General features: G+C 69.0%; 23 protein-coding genes. 13 read left to right on the plus strand and 10 right to left on the minus strand.

What is annotated here, in order from left to right:
* The first annotated feature begins 47 nt into the window (after positions 1 to 47).
* On the plus strand, positions 48 to 1,121 hold the full coding sequence (gene mfnA, locus ACSC1W_RS03470) for a tyrosine decarboxylase MfnA (RefSeq protein ID WP_435345466.1): 1,074 nt from the start codon (positions 48 to 50) through the stop codon (positions 1,119 to 1,121).
* Positions 1,122 to 1,192: 71 nt separating this feature from the next.
* Positions 1,193 to 1,738, plus strand: a complete 546-nt coding sequence (locus tag ACSC1W_RS03475) for a YqaA family protein (protein ID WP_435346005.1) — start codon at positions 1,193 to 1,195, stop codon at positions 1,736 to 1,738.
* A gap of 7 nt (positions 1,739 to 1,745) precedes the next feature.
* Here the strand turns inward: ACSC1W_RS03475 and crcB are convergent, their stop codons facing one another.
* The 3 genes from crcB to ACSC1W_RS03490 all read right to left on the minus strand — a co-directional run bounded on the left by crcB (position 1,746) and on the right by ACSC1W_RS03490 (position 2,907).
* The gene (gene crcB, locus ACSC1W_RS03480; RefSeq protein WP_435345468.1) at positions 1,746 to 2,126 is read right to left on the minus strand and encodes a fluoride efflux transporter CrcB; all 381 of its coding nucleotides are present in this window, start codon (positions 2,124 to 2,126) and stop codon (positions 1,746 to 1,748) included.
* Positions 2,123 to 2,506: a fluoride efflux transporter FluC gene (locus tag ACSC1W_RS03485; RefSeq protein ID WP_435345470.1), complete on the minus strand. Its 384-nt coding sequence runs from the start codon at positions 2,504 to 2,506 to the stop codon at positions 2,123 to 2,125. Before ACSC1W_RS03485 ends, crcB begins: the two co-directional genes overlap by 4 nt.
* Before the next feature lie 182 nt (positions 2,507 to 2,688).
* Positions 2,689 to 2,907 carry a ribbon-helix-helix domain-containing protein gene (locus ACSC1W_RS03490; protein WP_435345471.1) on the minus strand — a complete coding sequence of 73 codons (219 nt, stop codon included), beginning with the start codon at positions 2,905 to 2,907 and terminating at the stop codon, positions 2,689 to 2,691.
* A gap of 138 nt (positions 2,908 to 3,045) precedes the next feature.
* Between ACSC1W_RS03490 and ACSC1W_RS03495 the strand changes: the two genes are divergently transcribed.
* Genes ACSC1W_RS03495 through menD form a run of 3 tightly spaced genes read left to right on the plus strand, consistent with a single transcriptional unit; the run spans position 3,046 to position 6,798 of the window.
* Entirely contained in the window at positions 3,046 to 3,642 is a 597-nt protein-coding gene (locus ACSC1W_RS03495; RefSeq protein ID WP_435345472.1) for a sulfite oxidase-like oxidoreductase, read from the plus strand.
* A gap of 46 nt (positions 3,643 to 3,688) precedes the next feature.
* Positions 3,689 to 5,035 carry an isochorismate synthase gene (locus ACSC1W_RS03500; RefSeq protein WP_435345473.1) on the plus strand — a complete coding sequence of 449 codons (1,347 nt, stop codon included), beginning with the start codon at positions 3,689 to 3,691 and terminating at the stop codon, positions 5,033 to 5,035.
* The gene (gene menD / locus ACSC1W_RS03505) at positions 5,032 to 6,798 is read left to right on the plus strand and encodes a 2-succinyl-5-enolpyruvyl-6-hydroxy-3-cyclohexene-1-carboxylic-acid synthase (protein WP_435345475.1); all 1,767 of its coding nucleotides are present in this window, start codon (positions 5,032 to 5,034) and stop codon (positions 6,796 to 6,798) included. The genes ACSC1W_RS03500 and menD overlap by 4 nt, the downstream gene beginning before the upstream one ends.
* 30 nt (positions 6,799 to 6,828) lie before the next feature.
* Here menD and ACSC1W_RS03510 read toward each other — a convergent pair whose 3' ends face one another.
* Complete coding sequence (locus tag ACSC1W_RS03510) at positions 6,829 to 7,827, minus strand: J domain-containing protein (RefSeq protein WP_435345476.1); 999 nt, start codon at positions 7,825 to 7,827, stop codon at positions 6,829 to 6,831.
* A 127-nt stretch (positions 7,828 to 7,954) separates the two neighbouring features.
* Between ACSC1W_RS03510 and ACSC1W_RS03515 the strand changes: the two genes are divergently transcribed.
* A complete protein-coding gene (locus ACSC1W_RS03515) occupies positions 7,955 to 8,848 on the plus strand; it encodes a 1,4-dihydroxy-2-naphthoyl-CoA synthase (protein WP_435345477.1) in 894 nt (297 codons plus the stop codon).
* Between the two features lie 12 nt (positions 8,849 to 8,860).
* On the opposite strand, the gene ACSC1W_RS03520 is transcribed toward ACSC1W_RS03515, so the two are convergent.
* Together ACSC1W_RS03520 and ACSC1W_RS03525 are read right to left on the minus strand one after the other, a co-directional pair.
* Complete coding sequence (locus ACSC1W_RS03520) at positions 8,861 to 9,313, minus strand: VOC family protein (RefSeq protein ID WP_435345478.1); 453 nt, start codon at positions 9,311 to 9,313, stop codon at positions 8,861 to 8,863.
* Between the two features lie 77 nt (positions 9,314 to 9,390).
* Entirely contained in the window at positions 9,391 to 9,585 is a 195-nt protein-coding gene (locus ACSC1W_RS03525) for a DUF7550 family protein (protein ID WP_435345479.1), read from the minus strand.
* Between the two features lie 93 nt (positions 9,586 to 9,678).
* Between ACSC1W_RS03525 and hisF the strand changes: the two genes are divergently transcribed.
* From hisF to ACSC1W_RS03540, 3 genes are all read left to right on the plus strand, one after another.
* A complete protein-coding gene (gene hisF, locus ACSC1W_RS03530) occupies positions 9,679 to 10,494 on the plus strand; it encodes an imidazole glycerol phosphate synthase subunit HisF (RefSeq protein ID WP_435345480.1) in 816 nt (271 codons plus the stop codon).
* Between the two features lie 81 nt (positions 10,495 to 10,575).
* Entirely contained in the window at positions 10,576 to 11,376 is an 801-nt protein-coding gene (locus tag ACSC1W_RS03535; protein WP_435345481.1) for a hypothetical protein, read from the plus strand.
* Positions 11,377 to 11,455: 79 nt separating this feature from the next.
* Positions 11,456 to 12,238, plus strand: coding sequence for a hypothetical protein (locus ACSC1W_RS03540; protein WP_435345482.1), 783 nt, complete (start codon positions 11,456 to 11,458; stop codon positions 12,236 to 12,238).
* Positions 12,239 to 12,254: 16 nt separating this feature from the next.
* Here the strand turns inward: ACSC1W_RS03540 and ACSC1W_RS03545 are convergent, their stop codons facing one another.
* The 3 genes from ACSC1W_RS03545 to dph2 all read right to left on the minus strand — a co-directional run bounded on the left by ACSC1W_RS03545 (position 12,255) and on the right by dph2 (position 14,260).
* A complete protein-coding gene (locus ACSC1W_RS03545; protein ID WP_435345483.1) occupies positions 12,255 to 12,539 on the minus strand; it encodes a DNA-directed RNA polymerase subunit L in 285 nt (94 codons plus the stop codon).
* A gap of 63 nt (positions 12,540 to 12,602) precedes the next feature.
* Entirely contained in the window at positions 12,603 to 13,148 is a 546-nt protein-coding gene (locus ACSC1W_RS03550) for an NUDIX hydrolase (protein WP_435345484.1), read from the minus strand.
* 74 nt (positions 13,149 to 13,222) lie between these two features.
* Positions 13,223 to 14,260 (minus strand): diphthamide biosynthesis enzyme Dph2, encoded by a 1,038-nt coding sequence (dph2, locus tag ACSC1W_RS03555; RefSeq protein ID WP_435345485.1) that lies wholly within the window; start codon positions 14,258 to 14,260, stop codon positions 13,223 to 13,225.
* A 147-nt stretch (positions 14,261 to 14,407) separates the two neighbouring features.
* Here dph2 and ACSC1W_RS03560 point away from each other — a divergent pair, with 147 nt between their 5' ends.
* The 3 genes from ACSC1W_RS03560 to ACSC1W_RS03570 all read left to right on the plus strand — a co-directional run bounded on the left by ACSC1W_RS03560 (position 14,408) and on the right by ACSC1W_RS03570 (position 16,301).
* Entirely contained in the window at positions 14,408 to 14,806 is a 399-nt protein-coding gene (locus ACSC1W_RS03560; protein WP_435345486.1) for a YlbF/YmcA family competence regulator, read from the plus strand.
* Positions 14,807 to 14,914: 108 nt separating this feature from the next.
* Positions 14,915 to 15,559: a triose-phosphate isomerase gene (gene tpiA / locus ACSC1W_RS03565; protein ID WP_435345487.1), complete on the plus strand. Its 645-nt coding sequence runs from the start codon at positions 14,915 to 14,917 to the stop codon at positions 15,557 to 15,559.
* A 133-nt stretch (positions 15,560 to 15,692) separates the two neighbouring features.
* Positions 15,693 to 16,301 carry a toll/interleukin-1 receptor domain-containing protein gene (locus ACSC1W_RS03570; protein WP_435345488.1) on the plus strand — a complete coding sequence of 203 codons (609 nt, stop codon included), beginning with the start codon at positions 15,693 to 15,695 and terminating at the stop codon, positions 16,299 to 16,301.
* On the opposite strand, the gene ACSC1W_RS03575 is transcribed toward ACSC1W_RS03570, so the two are convergent.
* Positions 16,298 to 16,993, minus strand: coding sequence for a J domain-containing protein (locus tag ACSC1W_RS03575; protein ID WP_435345489.1), 696 nt, complete (start codon positions 16,991 to 16,993; stop codon positions 16,298 to 16,300). The genes ACSC1W_RS03570 and ACSC1W_RS03575 overlap by 4 nt on opposite strands.
* A 183-nt stretch (positions 16,994 to 17,176) precedes the next feature.
* On the opposite strand from ACSC1W_RS03575, the gene ACSC1W_RS03580 reads away from it, so the two are divergent.
* Positions 17,177 to 19,510 (plus strand): heavy metal translocating P-type ATPase, encoded by a 2,334-nt coding sequence (locus ACSC1W_RS03580; protein WP_435345490.1) that lies wholly within the window; start codon positions 17,177 to 17,179, stop codon positions 19,508 to 19,510.
* The last annotated feature ends 39 nt before the right edge of the window (positions 19,511 to 19,549 follow it).

Consider the following 19,549-nt stretch of genomic DNA (forward strand, 5'->3'; position numbering starts at 1 on the left):
TCTTCCCAGAACGCAATCCCTAAATTCCGCAACCCGAACGTAGTGATATGCGCGGCCAGCCACAGGAGTTCGACCGGGTGCTCTCCTCGATGTGTACCGAGCCACACCCGGTCGCACGCGAGGCCGCGGAACGGTACCTCGCGACGAACCCAGGCGACCCCGCGACGTACCAGGCCGTCGCGGACCTCGAAGACGACGCCGTCGCCACCCTCGGTTCGCTCGTCGGACTGGACGACCCGGCGGGCTACATCGCCAGCGGTGGCACCGAGGCGAACATCCAGGCGGTCCGGATGGCACGGAACCGGGCCGTCACGAGCACGCCGAACGTCGTCGTCCCCGAGAGCGCCCACTTCTCCTTCCAGAAGGCCGCCGACGTGCTCTCGGTGGAACTCCGAGTCGCCCCGATGACGGACGACCTCACCGTCGACGTGGGGGCGGTGCGTCGGTTCTGCGACGAGGACACGGCGCTCGTCGTCGGCATCGCCGGGACGACCGAGTACGGCCGGGTCGACCCAATCCCGATACTCGCCGACCTCGCGGACGAGGTGGGTGCGATGTTGCACGTCGACGCCGCCTGGGGCGGGTTCGTCCTCCCGTTCACCGACCACGAGTGGCACTTCGGCCACGCCGACGTCGACACGATGACCATCGACCCCCACAAGATGGGGCAGGCCGCCATCCCCGCAGGTGGGCTCCTCGCCCGGGACGAGGCCCTGTTCGACGCGCTGGCGGTGGACACGCCGTACCTCGAATCCGCGAAGCAGGCCACGCTGACCGGCACGCGCTCGGGCGCAGGCGTCGCCAGCGCCGCCGCGGTCCTCGACGAACTCTGGCCGGACGGGTACCGTGAGCAGTACGAGCGGTCGATGGCGAACGCCGAGTGGTACGCCGACGCCATGGGCGACCGCGGCTTCGACGTGGTCGAACCGGACCTCCCGCTCGTCACCGTCGACGTCCCGTCCGGCCTGTTCGAGGGACTCCGCGACGCGGGGTGGCGCGTCTCGACGACAGGCGACGACGAGATGCGCGTCGTCATGATGCCCCACGTCACCCGGGAGATGCTGGCGGCCTTCGTCTCCGACGTCGACAGGCTCACGCCCACCGCGAATATCAACACTTAGGTTTCGTCGGGTGTGACTGGTGGTCAGTGGCCGCCGCATTCACAGCCGTTCCCACCGCCCTCCACGACCCGGTGGTCCTCGACGCGCTGATTGATTACGAGTGGCTAGCACATGCCGTAGAGACGGCGACCGGCTGGGCCGGTCTAGGGATCATCGCGGTCTACTCCTTCCTCATCGCGTTCGTCCTCCCCCTTCCGAGCGAGGTCGTCCTCGTCCCCGAACTCCACCTCGGCTTCCCCGGCTACGTCGAGACCGGTTTCATCATGGTCGCGAGCGGGTTCGGGAAGGCCGTCGGGAGCGTCTTCGCCTTCCACATCGGCCAGGAGGCGAAGGAGGCCGGTCCCATCGTCCGCTTCCTCAAACGGTCGCGGTTCGACATCGTCGAGTGGTCCGAGAACGCGACCGTGGAACTCGCCCGGAAGTACGGCTACGCCGGCCTGGCGATGGCGCTCTCGGTGCCGTTCTTCCCCGACACGCTCTCCATCTACGCCTTCGCCGTCCTCGAACGCGACTACCTCAAGTTCGCGCTCGCGACGTTCGTCGGGAGCATCGGCCGCCTCGTCGTCTGGGTGGCCGGCGGCGAGGCCATCTTCCACCTCGTGCCGTTCTTCTTCTGAGGCGGCACTACCACAGGTTCGCCGACCCCAGTAGCGCAGCGACGGCGAACCCGAGCGCGACGGCCAGCAGGCAGGCGACCAGCGTCCCGAGCGCGTTCGCGACGGCGGCCAGCCACTGCCCGCGTTCCAGTCGGTCGACGGTCGCCACCCCGAAGGACGAGAAGGTGGTGAACGCGCCGCACGCGCCGGTGCCGACGAACAGGGCGACGTCGCCACCGACGCCGAGGGCGGTCACGAGTCCGAGGGCGAAACTGCCGGCGACGTTGACCGCGAACGTGCCCCGGGGCACCACCTCACGTTTCCGGGTGAGTCTGACCGAGACCAGTTGCCGGGCCACCGCGCCCAGGGCACCGCCGACCCCGACCAGGACCGACGGCGGGAGACTCACGCCGACACCTCCCGGGCGAGCAGCCGGCCGAGTGCGACGCCTGCGAACCCGAGCGCGTAGTTCGCGCCGACGTTGGCCAGCGCGAGCGCCGGTGGACTGGTCGCGGTGTCGACGGCGAACGTGCTGTAGGTGGTGAACGAGGAGAGAAAGCCCGTCCCGACGGCGAGGCGTGCCCGACGGGAGACGGCCCCGTCTTCGAGCGAGAGGAGGAACCCGAGCAGGACGCACCCGGCGACGTTGGCCGCGAGGGTCCCGACCAGTCCGGTCGGCAGGCCAGCGAGGACGACGGCGACGCCGTAGCGCGCGTTCGCACCGGCGAAGCCACCGGCCGCGACGAGCGCCAGCGTCCGGAGGTGGCCGACCAGCCGTCTGTCAGTCATCGAGACTGGGTCGCCCCCGTCGGGGCAAAAACCCGCCGAATCTGGTGCGAACGGACGCCAGGCTGACGAGTCGTCGAATCGACGTTCGTCCGAGGGACGCTATCGACCGGAGACGCACCGGGTGCTCGACGGACTCGAATCGGCGAGAACGGACCCACCCGCACACACCACCCGAGAGAACTTCAGAAGACGTACTCGTCCTCGTGGCCCATCATCCCGTCGTCCTCGAAGCCACCGCCCGGTTCGTCGTCGTCCATCGGGCCGCTGGTCTTGTACGCCTTCAGACCCGTCGCGAGCAGGTCCTCGATGGCCTCCTCGCGGTTCACGAACTCCCCCTGTTCTACCATCTGCGTTATCTGCATCTCGAGATGTTCGGGGATATTGATTTCGACTTTTGGCATCAGTGGTAGGGGCTTCGGTGATGTGGTATTTAAGCCTGTTGGGGAGGGTACCGCCGGCGGAGCGGCCGATACGCGCCTGCCTGCGCCTGCTGGGCCGGTTCCGTCACCCCTACGGTCGCGGAGCACTCACCCACCGGTATGACCGTCACAGACGTGACCGACCTCTACGAGGAGTTCGGCGCCGACCGACTCCCGCCGGGCCAGCGCGAGACGTCGAAGTTCCCGGTGCTCTCGAAGGGGGGCACGCCGCCGTTCGACCCGGATACGTGGGAGTTCCGCGTCTCGGGCGCCGTCGAGGAGGAGCTGACGTTCGACTACGACGCGTTCCGCGACCTGCCGGCGGTGACCCAGCGCCAGGACTTCCACTGCGTCACGGGCTGGTCGAAGTTCGACTGCGAGTTCACGGGCGTCACGTTCCCCGAACTGGCCGAGCGCGCGGGCGTCCACGACGACGCCACGCACGTCATGTTCTCCGCGCTCGACGACTACACGACGAACCTCCCCCTCTCGGAGTGCATGCGCGAGGAGGTTCTGTTCACGTGGGCGTTCGACGGCGACGACCTCCCCCGAGAACACGGCGGTCCCCTCCGGGTCGTCACGCCGCACAAGTACGCCTACAAGGGCGCGAAGTGGGTCACGGGCGTCGAGTTCCTCACCGAACCGGAACGCGGCTACTGGGAGCGCAGGGGCTACTCGAACACGGCGGACCCCTGGAACGAGGAGCGGTACAGCTAACGAGCAATGAACACGTTTTAGACGGCCTGCTCCTGAGTTGACTGCAATGGAACGAGCGGGCAGTGAAGGGAGTGTCGCGCCCCCGCCGACGCGCGAGGACGCCGCGCTCGTCAGTCGGAGCAGGTCCATCCCGGACGTCTCCTATCGGGCGTTCCTCGCGTCGCAGGCCCCGCCACGACTGCACTGGGCCAGCCCCGAGGGACTCGAACTGGCCGGTGCGGGCGTCGCGGCACGCGTCACCGCGAGCGGGACGGACCGCTTCGAGTCGGTCCGCGACGCCGCCGAGGAGTTGTTCGACGCGGCCGACTGCACCGACGACGACGCGCCACGCCCGCGTCTCGTCGGGGGGTTCTCATTCCTCGACGACCACGAACCGGACCCACCGTGGACCGGCTTCCGGGCCGCCGAGTTCGTCCTCCCGTCGGTACAGTTGACCCGGACGAACCACGGCACCTGGCTGACCGTGAACCGGTACGGGGCCGAGGTCGACCCGGACGAGGTCGAACTGGAACTGACGCGGGCGGTCGACGAGGTGGCCGACCTCCCGAAGATGCAACCGGCCGGGAGCAGGCCGGGCGTCGCCTCGACGCGCCGGACGACGCCGAAGGAGGAGTGGACGGCCCAGGTCGCGGACGCCGTCGAGCGGATCCGCGACGGCCAGCTCCAGAAGGTCGTGCTGGCGTGTGCGCTCGAGGTCGACCTGGACGGCCCGGTCGACCTGCCGGACGTGCTGGAGGGACTCCGCCGGACGTACCCGAACTGCTATCGGTTCCTCGTCCAGCCGACGGAGGCGGCCGGGTTCCTCGGCGCGCCGCCGGAGCGACTCGTCGAGAAGACCGGTACGCACGTCGAGACGGAGGCGCTGGCGGGGTCGGTCGGCCGCGGTGGCACGCCCGAGGCCGACGCCGAACTGGCCGCGTCGCTGGTCGAGTCGGAGAAGATACAGCACGAACAGCGCCTCGTCGTCGACGCCATCTGCGAGCAACTCGACCCCCTCGGGACTGTCACGGAGGGCGAACAGAGCGTCCGGAAGTTGAACAACATCCAGCACCTCCGGACGCCCATCTCGGCCGAACTGGACCGCGACACGCACGTCCTCGACATCGTGGCGGCGCTGCACCCGACGCCCGCCGTCGGGGGACTCCCGCCCGACGCGGCGGCCGAGACCATCCGCGACGTGGAGACGTTCGAACGCGGGTGGTACGCCGCCCCGATCGGCTGGTTCGACGCCGACGGCGACGGGGAGTTCCTCGTCGGCATCCGGTCCGGTCTGGCGGGCGACGGGCGCGCGACGCTGTACGCCGGGAACGGTATCGTCGGCGACTCGGACCCGCAAGAGGAGTGGGACGAGGTGCAACTGAAGTACCGACCGCTGCTTGACGAGTTCGAATGACGGCTCCAAACCGGAACGTCCTCTGGGCGGAGACGCTGGTGGACGAACTCGCCGAGGGCGGCCTCTCTGCGGCCTGCATCGCCCCGGGGAGTCGGTCGACGCCGCTGACCGTCGCGTTCGACGCACACGACGACGTCCAGACGTTCTCGCTCCTCGACGAGCGCTCTGCGGCCTTCTTCGCGCTCGGTCGCGGGCGACGCACCGGCGAACCGACGGCGCTCGTCTGTACGTCCGGTACGGCGGCGGCGAACTTCCACCCCGCAATCGTCGAGGCGAACCAGGCCCGGGTCCCCCTGCTCGCACTGACGGCCGACCGTCCGCCGGAACTCCGCGACTCGGGGGCGAACCAGACCGTCGACCAGGAGAAACTCTACGGGGACGCGGTGCGCTGGTACCGAGACCTGCCGGAACCCGAGGCAACGCCCCGGAAACTCCGTCGCCTGCGGACCGACGCGGCCCGCGCGCTCGCCGAGGCGACGGGCACGCCCGCCGGCCCGGTCCACCTGAACTGCCCGTTCCGAAAGCCCCTGGAGCCGACGCCGGTTCCCGGCGACGTGCCCGAGGGCTGGGACGACGGCGACGCCCGGGCCTCGCAGGGTCGGGACCGTGGCCCGTACGTCCGGCGGGTCCAGGGCCGCCCGACGCTCGCCGACGCCGACCTCGACGCGCTGGCACGGGCCGTCGACGACGCGGAGACGGGCCTCATCCTCGCCGGTCCGGCCGACCCGACCGACCTCCACGACGTCGGACCGGCGGTCGCGGCGCTCGCGCGAGCGACGAACTTCCCGGTGCTGGCCGACCCGCTCTCCGGCGTGCGCTTCGGCGCACACGTCGTCGACGCACCGGTGCTCGGCGGCTACGACGGCTACGTCGAGGCCGTCGACCTGGACCCCGACATCGTCCTCCGGTTCGGCGCGTCGGCCACCTCGAAACCGGTCCGGAAGGCGCTCGCGGCGACCGACGCGCGACAGGTCCTCGTCGACCCGGTGGGGGCGTGGCGCGACGCCGAGTTCGTCTGTTCGGACCTCGTCGTCGCAGACCCGGCCGCGACGGCCCGGGCGCTCGCCGACGCGGTCTCCGAACCGGGCGACCCCGCGTTCCGCGACCGACTCGCGGACGCCGAAGCGACCTACTGGGACCACGTCGCGGACGTCCTCGACGGCGACGACGCCCTCGCGACGACGCTGGAGGGCGCTGTCGCCCGCCGGGTCCTCGCCGACGCGCCCGACCCGGCGACCGTGTTCGTCTCGAACTCGATGCCGGTCAGGGACGTGGACCGGTTCGGTGCGCCCCGTGAGGCCGACCTGACGGTCCTGGCCAACCGTGGCGCGAGTGGCATCGACGGCATTCTCTCGACGGGGTTCGGCGCCGGCAGCGCGACCGACGACCCCCTCGTCGTGCTCACCGGCGACCTCGCGTACTACCACGACATGAACGGCCTGCTGGCGCTGGCGCGCTGCGACGTCGACGCGACCGTCGTCTGCGTGAACAACGACGGCGGCGGCATCTTCCACCTGCTCCCCATCGAGGAGTTCGACCCACCGTTCACCGAGCAGTTCGTCACGCCCCACGGCCTCGACTTCGAACCGACCGGCGACATCTACGACCTCTCGTTCCGGCGGGTCCGACCCGGCGAGTTCGCGTCGGCCTATCGCGAGGCCCTCGCGGCCGAGGGGACCCAGGTCGTCGAGGTCACCTTCGACTCGGGGGCGAGTCACGAGGCGCGCGACCGACTGGCCGAGTCGGTCGCGGCGCTGTTCTGAGGCGACGGGACGACCGTCGAACGACGGCGGTCAGTCGACGACGCGGCTGAACAGCACCGAGTAGCCGAACGGGACGACGCACGCGCCGACGAGGAAGAGACTCATCGGCGAGAGCAGGTTCGTCCCGACGAACAGGAGCCACAGCGGGACGAGTACGCTCAGCGTGCCGAACCCGACCATCGAGACCCGGGGGACGGTGAGCAGGAAGCCGAGCAGCAACAGGGTACACCCGGCGACGACGACGTTTACCAGCAGGTTGGCCACCGGGGAGACGGACATGTACGCGAGGAGCGGGTACAGGACGAACGTCAATCCGACGATGCCGAGCGAGTGGCGCGACAGACCGACGCGGACCGGGTCCTGTCGGAGTTCCTCCTGGTCCCAGTCGTGGACCGAGTAGCCGGTCCAGTCGCGGTCCTCGTCGGCCGAGACGTGCTCGCGCCGTCCCCACGCGGCCCGGCGAGCGTATCCGACGGACCCGCTGGCCCACCAGCTACCGCTCGCACCGCCGCCACTGCTCGCGCCGCCGCCTGCCGAGGTCGACGCGCTCGACGTCGGCCCCGGACCCGATGACGACCCGGACGACGAGTCGGGGCCGCCGACGTAGTAGCTTCGCCGGGTCTCGTTGCCGTCGCCTGTGGCCTCGCTGTCCGACCCAGGGTACCGCCGCCTGTGGTTCCGGTTCCCGAAGAGGTCTTCGGCCCACCCGTGGTCGTCGGTGGCCGACGACGCGGCGTCGTCGGCACCGCTATCGCGCCCGTCGTCGCCGGTGTCCGCCGCCCCAGGGTCGCCGGGGTCGCCGAAGGTCCGCTGGTAGGAGGCGTGGCCGAGTCGGTCGTAGCGTGCGCGTTCGTCCGGGTCGCCCAGCACCTCCTCGGCCTCGGAGACGCGCTGAAACTGCTCGCTCGCGTCCTCGCTGTCGTTGAGGTCGGGATGGGTCTCTTTGACCCGGTCGCGGTACGCGTCGGTGATCTCGGCCTGGGTGGCGTCGGAGGGGACGCCGAGCACGTCGTAGAACGTCTCCGTCATGCGATGTGGTGGGGGTTGGTCCACTTTCGCAGGGGGGGCTCAAAACACTTCTGACTATCGGCACTGGTAATCGCCCGCCCGGCCACGGAAGCGAACCTATTTTGACCGCCCCGCCCCACACCCGACCATGGTTTCGGAACTGTTCGACCCCGACCGGTGGGCGGTCGTCGACCGCGGCTACCGCGACCTCACGTACCACCGTGCGACCGACTCCGGGACGGTCCGCATCGCCTTCGACCGGCCGGACGTGCGGAACGCCTTCCGACCGGGCACCGTCGACGAACTCTACGACGCGCTGGACCACGCCAAGCGCCAGACGGACGTCGGGTGCGTCCTGCTGACGGGGAACGGCCCGTCGTCGAAGGACGGCGGCTGGGCCTTCTGCTCGGGCGGCGACCAGCGCGTCCGCGGCGGGTCCGGCTACGAGTACCGCGACGACGACGCCGACCGGGACGAGGCGGCGGAGGGCGGGCGACTCCACATCCTCGAGGTGCAACGGCTCATCAGGCACATCCCGAAGCCGGTCCTCTGCGTCGTCCCCGGGTGGGCGGTCGGCGGCGGCCACTCCCTGCACGTCGTCTGTGACATGACCATCGCCAGCGAGGAACACGCGAAGTTCAAGCAGACCGACCCGGACGTCGCCAGCTTCGACGGCGGGTTCGGCTCGGCGTACCTCGCCAAGCAGGTCGGCCAGAAGAAGGCCCGCGAGGTGTTCTTCCTCGGCAAGACCTACGACGCCGAGGAAGCCGCCGACATGGGCATGGTCAACGAGGTCGTCCCCCACGAGGACCTGGAGGACGTGGCCCTGGAGTGGGCCGAGGAGATGAACTCGAAGTCGCCGACGGCGATGCGGATGCTCAAGTACGCGTTCAACATGACCGACGACGGTATGGTGGGCCAGCAGGTGTTCGCCGGCGAGGCGACGCGACTCGCCTACATGACCGACGAAGCCCAGGAGGGTCGTGACGCCTTCGTCGAGAAGCGCGACCCGGACTTCTCCGGGTTCGAGTGGCACTACTGAGGGGACGACCCCTCAGACGTCCAGTTCCCCGAACGTCCGACTCGGCGGCCGTGACCCCGCGTTCAGTTCCCACTCGACGCCGTGGTCGTCCTCGACGAAGCAGTGGTGACCGGCGGTCTGCTCGACCCGACACCCCTGCGCCCGCGCACGCTCCGCTATCGAGTCGAGCGTGTCGTCGTCGACCGCCAGCGCGACGTGGTCGATGCGGCCGGTCCCGTCCTCGCCGTCGTCTGCCGCCGCCAGGGCGAGGAAGAACTCGTCCCGGCCGAGGAAGGACATGTACGGCGTGACGCCCGCTGCTTGCGCCGCCGGCCACGAGCGGTCGTCGGGGACGGTCCCGGGTTCGCCGTCGAGCGTCCCCTCCCGGAAGAGAACGTCCACGTCGAACAGTTCCTGGTAGAACCGCTCCCCCTCGGGGACGTCGTCCACGAGCAGGACCAGGTGGTGGAGTCCATCGATACCCATGACAGAAGTTCGCAAGCCTGGCCTACTAACTGTTCGGTCACCGGCCCGGGAGTCCCCGGCCGGTCGGTTCGACCCGGTCAGACCAGCAACAGCGGAACGGCGGCGGTCACTGCGACGCCGACGAGCAAGACGACGAAGCCGATACCCACCTTGTCCATCCCGAAGTCCTGCATCGGCGAGGTGACGCGTTCGGAGTGGGTCTCGGCGTGACCCTCGAGGTGGCTGCTCTCGTGCGAGTCGTGCTGGTCGCCGTCCTCGGTCTCGTCGCTCATACGCAGGAGTATCTGGACCGACTACCTGAAACTATCGAATCCCGCCGCCGTCGAAACCGTCAAACCCGCCACGTGCGAACGTCGGGGTAGTAGATGGCTCTCACCAAGCGCATCATCCCCTGCATCGACGTCGACCTCGACGAAGACGGCGACGCCGCCGTCTACACGGGCGTCAACTTCGAGGACCTCGCGTACACGGGCGACCCCGTGGAGATGGCCCGCCGGTACAACGAGGCGGGCGCGGACGAGTTCGTCTTCCTCGACATCACCGCCTCGGCCGAGGGTCGCGAGACGATGCTGGACACTGTTAGCGCCGTCGCGGACGAGGTGTTCATCCCCCTGACCGTCGGCGGGGGCATCAGGACGACGGACGACATCAAGGAGACGCTCCGGGCCGGCGCCGACAAGGTCTCGATCAACTCGGGCGCGCTGGCGAACCCGGACCTGGTGAACGCCGGCGCCCGGTCCTTCGGCAACCAGTGCATCGTCATCAGCGTCGACGCCCGCCGGCGCTACGACGAGGACGGGGAGCACTACGTCTCCGTCGACGGCGAGTCCTGCTGGTTCGAGTGTACGGTCAAGGGCGGCCGCGAGGGCACGGGCCGCGACGTGGTCGAGTGGTCGCGCGAGGCCGCCGAACGCGGCGCCGGCGAACTGTTCGTCAACTCCATCGACGCCGACGGCACGAAGGACGGCTACGACATCCCGCTCACGAAGGCGGTCTGTGACACGGTGGACACGCCGGTCATCGCCTCCTCCGGCTGTGGTGGCCCCGAGGACATGTACGAGGTGTTCACCGAAGCCGGCGCGGACGCCGGCCTCGCCGCCTCCATCTTCCACTTCGACGAGTACACCATCCGCGAGGTGAAGGAGTACCTCGACGAGCGCGGCGTGCCGGTTCGCCTCTGAGTCCGTGCGCGTCGTCGAACGGTTGAATTCACCGACGTACCAGTAAGTTTTTGAACAGTACGGGTCTGGGTTTAGCCGACTATGACGTGGGAGTGCGACGACTGTGGGTCGACCAGCAGGGCACCGCCGTGTGACGCCTGCGGGTCGGAGTCGGGCGCGTACGAACGGTTCGTCTGGGCGTGTACCGAGTGCGACAAACAGCAATCGCGTCACAACCCGCCGTGCGGTCGGTGCGGGTCGATGCAGTTCGAGAAGCGTCCCCACGACTACCAGGACATTGACGACGAACTCGCGGGTCCGAGTTACGTCGAACTCGCGAAACCGGCCCTCCCCGTCCTCGGCGTCCTCGCGCTCGTCGGCGCGCTGGTGCTCAGCGGCGTCGTCGCCGTCCCCGCCCCGCTGACGAACGCCATGCAGGGACCGCACGTCTCGAACGCGCCGGGGCACGCCGAGGAGGCGAACGGCCTGGACCTGGCGGCCGTCGAGGACGCCGTCCACGAGGGAGTGAACGAACGCCTCACCGAACGCGGGGGGTCGACGCTGGCACGGGACTCGACGCTCGACGACCTGGCCACCTTCGAGAACAGGCGACGAGTCGTCGGGTCGTACGAGGGCGGGAGCGTCCACGGCACGACCGACGAGTTCGCACCCGACTGCCAGCGGCGGGTCAACCTGCTGCTGTCCTCGTCGACGTCCGAAGGCATCCTGGCCGCGACCATCGAGGACTTCGACACCGAACGAGAACTCGCCGACGCCGTCGTGTCGAACGTCGGCCGTGATCCGTCCACGTGGAGCGCCGTGGAGAACAGCCAGTACGGCTACGGCGTCGACGTCCACGTCGCCCCCGACGGGACCATCTGGGTCGTCCACGCGGTCTGTTGACCCGGCCGGCGTGACGCCGGCCGGGTCGGTCCGTACCATCGGCAACTACTTTCCTCCTCGGTCGAACGTTCTGACGAGCATGGCGTGGGAGTGTTCGGAGTGCGGGTCCCTGTCGACGTCGCCACCCTGCGACGAGTGCGGGAGCGAGACGGGCGAGTACACCGGGTTCGTCTGGGTGTGCCCGGAGTGTGGGCGCGAGTCGACCAGGTACAACCCGCCCTGCCCCCGGTGTGGCGGGATGGACCTCGAGAAGCGCCGCCCGGACTACGAGGACCTGGACGAGGAACTGGCGGTGCCCAGCTACCGGGACCTCGCCAGGCCGCTGCTCCCCGTCGTCGCCGCCGTCGTCCTCCTCGTCGCCCTGTTCGCCACGGGCGTCCTGCCCCTCCCGGAGGACCTGGCGGTGGCGCTGGACGGCCCGGGCGTCACAGACGCTCCGGGGTCCGCGGACCGGGCCGACGGCCTGAACCTCTCGGCCGTAGAGTCGGGCATCGCGGACCGCGCCGACGCCTATCGGGCCGAACGCGGCGCGGACGGCCTCGAACGCGACGAGACGCTGGCCGAGATGGCGACGTTCGCCAACCAGCGACGCGTCGTCCAGTCCTACGACGGCGGCTCCGTCCGGGGCGACCTCTCCGACTTCTCGCCCCCGTGTTCGCGACCCCGGTTCGTCGTCGGCTCGACCGACGGGGGCGTGGCCGCCATAGGGAACTACGGAACCGAGGCCGAACTGGCCGACGCGCTGTTCGACGCGCTCGTCTCGCACGCCGGCCCCGCCATCGAGACCGCGTCGACGGGGCAGGGCGTCGACGTCCACGTCGGTCCTGACGGTCGCGTCTACGTGGTCTACGTCGTCTGCTGAGAACTCTGGCGAGGAATCAGGCCGCCTGCTCGAACGCGGTGCGGAACGCGTCGGTCTTCTCCTGGACGCGGACGGCCGCCGCCTGCAGCGCGTCGATTGGGTCTGTCCCGTCCTCGGTCTTGACGGTGAGGATGGGTTCCGTCTGGCCACCGGACTGCTCGGGATTCAGGTCGTAGGTCGCCGCCGCGACGCCGTCTGTCTCCAGCAGCGCGCCCTTGAGGACGTTCATGAACGTGTGGTCCTCGCCGGCGATCTCGACGCGGAGTTCCTGTTCGAGGTTCTCCGTAACGGTGAGTTCCATACAGTCGGATGGTCGTTCGTGGCGTTTACAGGTTTCGGAACGCGTACGAGACGGTCCGTCGCGTCACGCCGCACGCCTCGACGGGTCGAGGGCGAGTTCGATCCGCTCCCGGTCGGAGTCCCGGATCCGGTCGGTCGCCGACCGCACCTCCTCGATGGGGCGGAACGCGGCCTCGAAGCCCTCGGCCTCCCCCTCGAGTTCGCCAGAGACGTTCGACCGGTGGACCTCGTACGTGAGGAGGTAGAGGGAGGTGGACGGGAACTCCGAGTGGAGGACGGTGACGAACCGCAGGTCGGCCGGGTCCGCGCTGAGGCCCGTCTCCTCCTCGAGTTCCCTGATGCCGGTCTCCCTCGGCCCCTCGTCGTACTTGGCGAACCCGCCGGGGAGACTCAGGAGTCCCTCGTGCTGTGGAATCGGTTCGTCGAGCAACAGGACGCTGTCGTCGTCGTGGACGACGACGTGGACGCCCGGCACCGGGTGACGCGAGAGGACCATGTCGCACTCGGGGCACCAGGGGTGTTCGTCACCCTCCCACTCGGTGGTGCCGACCTCGGTCCCGCATCGGTGGCAGTGGTCCGGGACGACGGCGATAGAGTCGATGTCGACCATAGCCGACGGTACCACGCAACCCGGGGAAAAAGTTTCTATGTAATGAAATATCCTGCCCGATAGGTCGTCGACCCTCACCAGGTGCCGTGGAACGTGTCGAACGACAGGTCCTCCAGGGGCTCCTCGCCGATGGCGATGCGGTACTCCTGCGGGGTGAGCATCGGCTTGTGGAACTGCGGGCCGTCGTCGGTCGTGATGCGGGGACAACCGGTGTTGACGAAGGCGTCCATGTCGAAGTTACGCAGGCGGTCCGGCGTGACCTCGTCCATGGTGATGAGGTAGGCGTTCTCGTTCTCGTCGACGATCTGTTCGGCCTGGTCCCAGCGACCCTGCCCGATCTTCGTACAGAAGATGACGCCGAACCGCTCGGCGTCCATGGCGCGGTGGACGGCGCCGTAGCGCTGTTTCATGAACTTCTCCGTGTCGGCCACGGTGAGGACGTTGTTCACGGGGTCGGCGATGACGACCTTCTTGTCCGGGTGTTCCATCGCCAGTCCGAGGGGGTGGAACTTGCCGCCGCCGACGTAGAGTATCTGGTCCGCGTCGATGTCGGCGGAGGCGTAGTTACAGCCGAGGACCTGCCCCTCGTGCGTGAGACGGTCGTCGCCCTTCCGGGTGTGGACGGTGTACCCGGCGTCCTCGAGGCGCTCGCGCATCTCCTCGAAGCGGTTCATGTGCTGTGCGGTCGTGACGAGGCCGACCTCGTCCCCCGCCAGTTCCTCGTCTATGGCGCGGTCGACGCTCGGGAGGACCTCGACGTTGGAGAACAGCGGGACGTAGAGTATCTTGTCCGACTCCTTCATCGGCGAGTGGCCGAAGTGGACGAACACGTCGGTCCGACGCATCAGGTAGGTGTCGAGGTCGCAGGCCCCGTAACACGGCTGTCCCGAGATGAGAACGGTGACGTCCTCCGGAAGCAGTTCGCGGAGGTCGTCGGCCACCTTCGGGCCCCGGCGCTTGAGGCCCTCGGGGAACTGCAGGCCCACCTTGTCCGCGTCTCGCTCGTCGACGGCCTCGACGATGCGGTCGAGTTCGTAGTCCCACTCGCGGTCGTGCTTGAGGGACATGCCCGTATTCCGGAGGTCTCCTTCGGAGTACGATTCCTGACTCATTGCACCGGAATAGCCGGCACGGACGGTTAACTTCGGCGATTCGGGAGCGACCGAACGCGAGAGCCGGGTCTGACCCGGGGACGACGTTCTCGGATGGCCCGGGAGTGCTCCGATACGTTGAAACACGTCCGCTCCCAAACGGCGTCCATGAGCATCGAGGCGAGCGGCGACGACGTCGACGAGGAGAGCGAGGTCGAGACGCGGGCCCGCGAACTCGGGCAGGCAATCCGCGACCTGCCGGAGTTCGAGCGCTTCGAGTCCGCCAAGGCCGAGGTCGAGGACAGCGAGGAGGCACAGGCGAAGATAGACGAGTTCGAGTCCGTCCGCCAGGAGTTCATGCTGGCGCGCCAGACGGGCCAGGCGAGCCAGGAGGACCTGCAGGAACTCCAGCAGGCCCAGCAGGAACTCCACGACATCCCCGTCATGGCGGAGTACCTCGACGCCCAGAACCGACTCGACGTCCGTCTCGAGGCCATCAACGACACGCTGTCCGCCGAGATCGGACTCGACTTCGCCGACGAGGCCGGCGGTTGCTGTAACGACTAGTCCGGTCCGGTCCGGTCCGGTCCGGTCCGGTTCGGTTCGCGTCGCCGTCGCGTCCACCGCGACGGCCGAAGAGACACGCTTTTGGTGACTGCTCGTGGCCGTACCCACATGTTCGTACTCGTCAACCTGAAGGCGTACCCGTGCGACCCGGTCGCGGTCGCGACCGCGGCCGCGAACGTGAGCGACGACACCGGCGTCCGCATCGGCGTCGCACCCCAGGCGGCCCACCTCGATAGAGTCGCCGAGACCGGCGTCGAGACGTGGGCACAGCACGTGGACCCCGTCGAACACGGCAGTCACACGGGGAGCACGCTGGCCGAGGCGGCGGCCGACGCGGGCGCCGTCGGGACGCTCCTGAACCACTCGGAGCGCAGACTGAAACTGGCCGACGTCGACGGCGGCCTCGACGCGGCCGACCGCGTCGGACTCGAGACCATCGTCTGTGCGAACAACCCGGCACAGGTCGGCGCGGCCGCCGCGCTCGGACCGGACGCCGTCGCCGTCGAACCGCCGGAACTCATCGGGACGGGCACGCCCGTCAGCCAGGCAGACCCCGACGTGGTCACCGGTGCGGTCGAGGCGGCCGAGTCGGTCGACCCCGCCGTCGACGTCCTCTGTGGTGCCGGCATCTCGACCGGGGACGACCTCGCCGCCGCGGCCGACCTCGGCGCGACCGGCGTGTTGCTCGCATCCGGCGTGGCGAAGGCTGACGACCCACGTGCGGCGCTCGAAGACCTCGTCTCGCCGCTCTGAGCCGCGTCGACGGTCCAGGAGGCCGTGGGGACGGCCGTCGTCGCTGGAGCCGAGTACGGGAGTCGAGCCATCCGCCGCGGACGGGTGCACGACGGGGAGTAAGCGTTTTGTGTTCGACCCGTGATTCTCGCCTATGGCCGAAGAGCAGGTGTTCGTCTCCCACGCGCCGGCGGACCTCGAACTCGTCCAGGAACTCCTCACGACGGTTCGGAACCTGCCAATCGGCGTCCACGTCGCGCTCGAAGAACTCGACTCCGGTCGGAGCCGACGACACATGGAGGGACGGCTCTCGAACAGCGACGTGGTCGTCGCCGTCCTCACGGCGAACGGTGCGTCCGACCAGTGGGTCAACCAGGAGACCGGGTACGCGACGGCGAAGGGAATCCCGGTCGTGCCGATGTGCGCCGAGTCGGTGAGCAGTCCCGGGTACCTCGAGGAGCAGGAGGGCGCCAGACTCCGACCGGACGACCGGGAGGCGACGGTGTTCGACCTGCTCGGTCGACTGCGCTCCGTCCTCGCCCCGCTGGGGACGCTGTCGACGCCGAACTGGTTCGTCAGGTTCCCATGCAACGTCGAGGGGTGTGGGGCGACGGTGACGCTGGACATCGAGGAGTCACAGAAGTCGCTCGGGAGGATGTACGAGCACAACCAGGCGCTGGTCGCGACCTGCGACGAGTGCGGGTCGCGGTACGTCTTCAATCCGGCGACGCTCGGGTACGTCCGACGCGTGGACCAGACCTAGCCGTCGGCGCTGAGTCGCTCGTAGGCCCGCTGCACTTCCTTGAACGCGGCGCGGGAACCACCCTCGCGGTCCGGATGGACCTCCTTGACGCGTTCGACGTACGTGTCCCTGAGGTCGTCCTCGTCGGTGAACCCGGTACAGCCCAGTACCTCGTAGGCTTCGGTGCGTCGCATGCGGACGTCCTTGATGATGCCCTCGTCGCGGGCGTCCTCGACGCAGTCGGGGCAGAACTTCTCGGTCCTGTCGTCGAGGGTCACGACGCGGTACAGTTCGATGGAGTACCAGTCGTTGCAGTGCTGACAGAGGTTCCGGCGTCGACTCGCCTTCGAGGGGTCCCTGGACTGGAGTTCGACGGCGGTTTCGGCCTCCTGACGCTCGTTCCGGTGGCTCGCGTCCGACCCGCCGTCCCGTCTCGGTGCGTGTTCGGCACACGAGGAACAGCAGAGGACGCCCGTCCCGTCGGGGAGGATGACCTCCTCGAGTTCGGAGACGAGGACCTTCCGGGTACAGCCTTCGCACTCGCGCTGTCGCTGGTCGATGTCCGACTCGCCGCTGGCCACCGTCTCCGCGTACTCGCGGCACTCGGGACAACAGGCCGTCTGTGACCCGCCCGGCATCGTGACCGTCGTGAGGTTGTCGAGAGAGAACACGCGGCCACAGCCTTCACAGGCGTGTCGTTCGACCACAGCCATCGCTCCGTGCGTTCGGTGTCATCGTATATTAGTTTTCAGTGTTCTTCGAGTGAAGTGTCGTTCCGCAATGGCACGGTCGTCGGCAAGGTTGTGAACTGAACGCGAACAGATTGTTAATACTGGCCACCTCAGCCGGCCCTGATAGCAGCCGAATTAATAACGCCTGGGCGGCTAGCCTTCGACATGAGCGACGACGCTACGGACGAGTGCGGGGACGCGTGCGAACCCGCCCCCGCAGACGGGTCGACTGCGCCAGCCGAGGCCTCGACCTCGGTGGCGGAGTCCGCCGCCTCCATGCGACTCGACGTCCCCGACATGGACTGTCCCTCCTGTGCGACGAAGGTCGAGAAGGCGGTCGGTGCCGTCGACGGCGTGACCGCCATCGACCCCCGACCGACGACCGGCACGCTCGTGGTCGGCTACGACCCCGACCGGACCGACCGCGAGTCCGTGGTCGCGGCCGTCGAGGCCGCCGGCTACGACGTGGTCGAGGACGACGACGAAGGGTCGACGGCGGTCTGGCGGACCCCACGAGGCGTGAAGACGGGCATCTCCGGGGCGCTGGTCGGGGTCGCCCTGCTCTTCTGGTTCGTCCTGCCCGACCCCGAACTGGGAACGGTCCTCGGGAGCACGTACGCCCTCTCGGACCTGTTCCTGGCCGGTGCGGTCGTCGCCGGTGGGCAGGTCATCCTCAGGAACGGCTTCTACTCGGCGAAGAACCGCTCGTTGGACATCGACTTCCTGATGAGCGCGGCCATCCTCGCAGCCACCGGGTTGACCGTCGCCGTTCCCGGGGAGAACCTGCTCATCGAGGCGGCGTCGCTCGCGTTCCTCTTCAACGTCGCCGAGTTGCTGGAACGACACTCCATCGAGCGCACCCGGCGGTCGCTCGACGAACTGCTCGAACTCGCGCCCGAGACCGCGGTCGTCCGGCGCGACGGCGAGCGCGTCGAGATTCCGGCCGAGGAGGTGCGCGTCGGCGAGGTCGTCCTCGTCGAACCCGGCGAGAAGATACCGGTGGACGGCCTCGTCCGGGACGGCGAGAGCGCCGTCAACCAGGCCCCGATCACCGGCGAGTCGGTGCCGGTCGACAAGACCCGTGGCGACGAGGTGTACGCGGGGACGGTCAACGAACAGGGCTTCCTCGAGGTCGAGACGACCTCCACGGCCGACGAGTCGACGCTGGCGCGCATCGTCGACCTCGTGACCGACGCGAGTTCGAACAAGACCGAACACGAGCGCTTCGTCGAGCGGTTCGCACGCTATTACACGCCGATAGTCACCACCGGGGCCGTCCTCGTCGCGACGGTCCCGCCGCTCCTGTTCGGCCAGGCGTGGGTCCCCTGGGCCGTCGACGGCATCAAACTCCTCGTCATCGCCTGTCCCTGCGCGTTCGTCATCTCGACGCCGGTCAGCGTCGTCTCGGCGGTCACGAGCGCGGCCGACCACGGCGTCCTCGTCAAGGGCGGCGACCGACTGGAGACGATGGGGGAGGTCGACGTGGTGGCAGTGGACAAGACCGGCACGCTGACCACCGGGAACCTCGCCGTCACCGACGTCGTCCCGCTGAACGGGAAGACCGAGGACGAGGTGCTCCAGTGCGCTCGTGGCCTCGAGAGTCGGTCCGAGCACCCCATCGGCGACGCCATCGTGGCGCACGCGGAGGGCCAGGGCGTCGAGCACGCCGACGTCACCGGCTTCGAGAGCCTCACCGGCGAGGGCGTCCGGGCCGAACTCGGCGGCGTGAAGCACTACGCCGGCAAACCGGGCCTGTTCCAGGACCTCGGGTTCGACCTCGACCACGTCCACCTCACGCCGGAACACGGTCCCCGCCCGGAGGTCCGGGCGCTCTGTGAGCGCGAGGGCTGTCTGGACCTCGTCGAGGACACCATCCCGGAACTGCAGGCCGAGGGCAAGACGGTCGTCCTAGTCGGGACCGAGGACAGTCTGGAGGGCATCGTCGCCGTCAGGGACACCATCCGCGACGACGCCCCCAGGGCGGTCGCCGCGCTCCAGGGCCGCGGTCTCGACGTGGTCCTCCTGACCGGCGACAACGAGGGGACCGCCCGCGCCGTCGCGGACGAACTCGGCATCGTGGACGTCCGGGCCGGCCTGCTCCCCGAGGACAAGACGAACGCCGTCGAGGAGTTGAAGTCGCGGGGCACGGTCGCGATGGTCGGCGACGGCGTCAACGACGCCCCCGCGCTGGCGACGGCAGACGTGGGCATCGCCATGGGGGCCGCCGGCAGCGACACCGCCATCGAGACGGCCGACGTGGCGCTGCTGACCGACGACCTCGACGGTCTCCCGTACCTGGTCGACCTCTCGCGCAAGACGACGAGCGTCATACGCCAGAACGTCTGGGGGAGTCTCGGCGTCAAGGCGGCGCTCGCCGTCGCCATCCCCATCGTCTCCATCCCGCTCTGGTTCGTCGTCCTCGCGGGCGACGTCGGGATGACGACGACCGTCACCGGGAACGCGATGCGACTCGCCCGCGTCCCCATCGCGGACGAGTGAAAAGGGTAGACATTTCTTCACGGACGACACAGCGCCCGT

Origin of the sequence: Haloarchaeobius marinus (assembly GCF_051207415.1) — an archaeon.
GTDB lineage: Archaea > Halobacteriota > Halobacteria > Halobacteriales > Natrialbaceae > Haloarchaeobius.